Genomic DNA, 3629 nt, shown 5'->3' with positions numbered 1-3629 from the left:
AAACTCGGCGGTATACTTTCGTTTGGGGCGTTGGGATTGGTTCATGGTACACGAAGTTAAAAAGTTTCGTGTCCGGATTTTTAGGACCATATCAGAAGACCTTGAAACTGCTTTAAAGGAAATCAATTCTGTAAAGTATAAACGGTAACAGTCATAAATAGAAACGGGCTTGTCCCCACAAGCCGCATTTCTAAACCTCAAACAGTAAAGCAAGGCTATGATAAACGATGCTTCACAGGGCAAATATAAGCGGTTGAAACATACTCCTAATAATGGGCCAAACTTCGATTTTGACGTTTGGCAAGCTAACCAGCCCGAAACAGCTATACCGCTTGATGATCTACGACGGGACGCAGAACCCAATTCAACAGAACCGAATCAGTTTTACCACCGAGCGGCAGACAATAGCAACGGTTTCCAAACAGAAACGGAAACCACAGAAACCGACTATTTTACCCAGGACATTTATAACAACTTACCTGATTTACTAAAAAATGGCTGTTCAATCCTTACTGACCGAATTGAGAAAGAGGTTTTCTTGGTGGGTGCGTTGGGCATTGTTAGTGGTTTGCTGCCCAACGTTCGAGGTTTCTATGATACCCGGTTTTATAGTCCTAATCTGTACTGCTACATCTTAGCTCGCTACGGTTCCGGCAAAGGTTCATTAAACTTTTCGTACTGGTTGGGCTCCGTTGTACATCGGCGCAAGAAAGAACAGTATCAGCAAGCTTTGGTTGATTATAAAGCAGATTTAGCCCGGTATCGAAAAGACCTGAAAGCGTTTCAGCAGGATAAGAAGGGAACTATTGAGGAACCTACCGAACCCGTAGAGCCGCCGTTAACTGTCTTGTTCATTCCGGCTAACAACAGCCGGACCGGAGCATTTGAAATGCTCAACAATAACGAGGGGAGAGGTATCATTTTTGAGACTGAGGGCGATACATTAGCCGAAACGGTAAAGCAGGATTACGGTAATTATAGTGACGGTTTACGCAAAGCATTTCATCACGAGCCAATCACGTACTACCGACGGACCAGTAAAGAGTACTGCGAAATTGAGAACCCGCAACTATCAGTAGTTCTTAGCAGTACGTTCGACCAGCTACTAAGCTTAATACCAACCCCTCAAAACGGTTTGTTCAGCAGGTTTCTTTTCTACGAACTGACGCCTAATCCCAAGTTTAAGGACGTTTTCGATTCGCGGAAAAGTCAATACCCGGCTTTCTTCAATGGGTTAGGGGAACAGTTTGCTGAAATCTACGATCACTTGTCAGCACTAAATGAGCCGTTGACCATTCAACTAACAGCCTGCCAGCAAAGCCAATTTGTCCAATTGTTCCAGCAATGGAAAGACGAAATCCGCGAGTACGTTAGTGAAGATTTAGACGGTTCGGTAAATCGGTTGGGTTTGATTGCGTTTCGTGTAGCTACGATTCTAACAACGCTCAGATCCTTTGAGACAGGCGAACTACTCAATGTATTAACCTGTAATGATTTGGACTTTGCTAGTGCCTTACGAATTGTTGAGACGCTAAAACGTCATGCCTTGCGGGTATTCTATCGGCTGCCAAAGCCTAATGAGGGAAACGCTAATAACAAACACGCCGTTAAAGCGGAGCAATTGGCAAAAGCCAGACAACTATTTAGCCAGGGTAGGAACTACGCGGAAATAGCCACTGAGGTCTTAGGTGATGCCAAGAAGAAAGGAACCATCTGGAAGTGGTTGAACGCATAACGTAAGGTTTCTCCGTTTCCGGTTTCCAATTGGAAACGGTTTTAATTCTACAACACGATGAACGCTGTACACCGCTATATTCTGCAACCCTACAAAGGACCTGCTAGCCGCTACATTTGCCCGGCCTGCGAGAAACCCAAGCAGTTGAGTCGATATATAGACACGGAGACAGACGAACTGTTACCTGATCACGTTGGCCGCTGTAATCGGGAATCCAGTTGCGGCTATCACTATACACCCCGCCAATACTTTGAGGACAATAAGCTATGGTTGGGTGATGGAATAAACCAGCATAACGAGACACCGTATCAGCCGCCGAAGTTTGTACCCCGTTTAACTCCTCAACCGTCATACTTGCCTTTTGAGCTATTCAAACAGAGCTTGAGCCACTATGACCAAAACGAGTTTGTCAATGGCTTATACAGCCTCTTTAATGATGAAATTACGAACGACCTGATTAGCCGGTTTTTTATCGGTACGTCGAAGCATTGGCCAGGGGCAACGGTCTTTTGGCAAATTGACCAGTATGGCCGTATCCGAACAGGAAAGATTATGCTGTACGATTCGCTGACGTTAAAACGTATTAAGCAACCGTTCAGTCATATTGATTGGGTACATAGCGTCTTAAAAAAGCAAGGACGTTTAACTGAATTTGAATTAAGCCAATGTTTGTTTGGTCTGCATCAGTTAAAAGGCCAATCCACTAACCGGCCAATAGCTATTGTAGAAAGCGAAAAAACTGCTATTCTGGCAACTGTCTATTTACCTGAATTCATTTGGTTAGCCTGTGGCAGTTTAAGCAATCTAACAGCCGAAAAACTTCTACCTTTAGCCGGACGAATTGTTACTCTGTTTCCTGATCTTAACGGCTTTAAGAAATGGAGCCAGAAAGCCGAGGAACTGCGGCCCATCATTGGCAAACGGCTTACGGTTTCAGATGTATTAGAAAAACGAGCTACTCAATATGATCGAAAGAAAGGGTACGACTTAGCCGACTACCTAATACGTAACCGTGACCCCGTTGCGGGTTGGGCGTTGACTGATGCTGGATACCCGTTATTCTGGGATTACCAACCATTTACGATTTCTGTTGAATTAAACGACGAACTAACTGAATCAACACCAGAAACGACTGACGTACAAGAACTACAGCCAGTAGAAGCTGATGACTGTCCAAGCGTTTTGACTTTGCCGCTAAGCATGACTGAACGGACATTACAACGCATGAACCAACGTAACCCGGTTCTTCAAGAACTCATTAAAACACTTGATTTTGTCAATCCCAAAACAGGTGAGCCGTTCCGACTAACTGATTAATAGGCGCGTAAATTTGGACAGAAACGCTTCAAATTAATAAGCTATGTTGTGGAGTAAACCTATATCTTATGATTTGACCCGAACACCAAGACGGGTAAGTGTGCCTAAAGGTTTAACTGAACAAGTACCTGCTGCCCCAGGCATCTACGTAATAATTCAAACAGGTGAAAATAAAATAGAGACCAGCATAATCGATATTGGGTTAGCGGGGTTGCGCGATGGAAATGGTACCTCTAAGCCTAAAGGTCTACGGGGAAGAATTGCCAATACATGTGCTCATTCAGCCTCTGAGAAGATTGCCGAAGATATAAAAGGTGAAAAGCTGTCTGGTCAGATAAAAATCATTTGGCTGACCACAGCTACCGAGCTTGAGGCTAAGGAGTTGGAAGCAGGGTTGATTAAATTGTTTGAAAGAGAGTTTGGCAGAAGACCTCAGTACAATACAAGAAATGCTATCTCTAAGAACCCTCAAAGGTTTTTGGGTGATATGGTCCTAAAAATCCGGACACGAAACTTTTTAACTTCGTGTACCATGAACCAATCCCAACGCCCCAAACGAAAGTATACCGCCGAGTTT

At 44.0% G+C, this 3629-nt stretch carries 3 protein-coding genes and 1 pseudogene; all 4 read left to right on the top strand.

The window, feature by feature from the left end:
- The first annotated feature begins 217 nt into the window (after positions 1–217).
- A complete protein-coding gene (locus B153_RS0130775; RefSeq protein ID WP_020600605.1) occupies positions 218–1735 on the top strand; it encodes a DUF3987 domain-containing protein in 1518 nt (505 codons plus the stop codon).
- Between the two features lie 57 nt (positions 1736–1792).
- Positions 1793–1939, top strand: a pseudogene (locus tag B153_RS38630) (PG0870-related protein); the annotation flags it as partial.
- A gap of 150 nt (positions 1940–2089) precedes the next feature.
- Positions 2090–3052 carry a DUF6371 domain-containing protein gene (locus tag B153_RS0130770; RefSeq protein WP_245564975.1) on the top strand — a complete coding sequence of 321 codons (963 nt, stop codon included), beginning with the start codon at positions 2090–2092 and terminating at the stop codon, positions 3050–3052.
- Positions 3053–3095: 43 nt separating this feature from the next.
- A partial coding sequence (locus B153_RS36225) for a GIY-YIG nuclease family protein (protein ID WP_040762391.1) occupies positions 3096–3629 on the top strand: 534 nt, incomplete at its 3' end.

Origin of the sequence: Spirosoma panaciterrae DSM 21099, from assembly GCF_000374025.1 — a bacterium.
In the GTDB taxonomy this organism is placed as follows: Bacteria; Bacteroidota; Bacteroidia; order Cytophagales; family Spirosomataceae; genus Spirosoma; species Spirosoma panaciterrae.
Note: the sequence above shows the minus strand (reverse complement) of the source record. Positions and strands in the feature narration are given on the sequence as shown.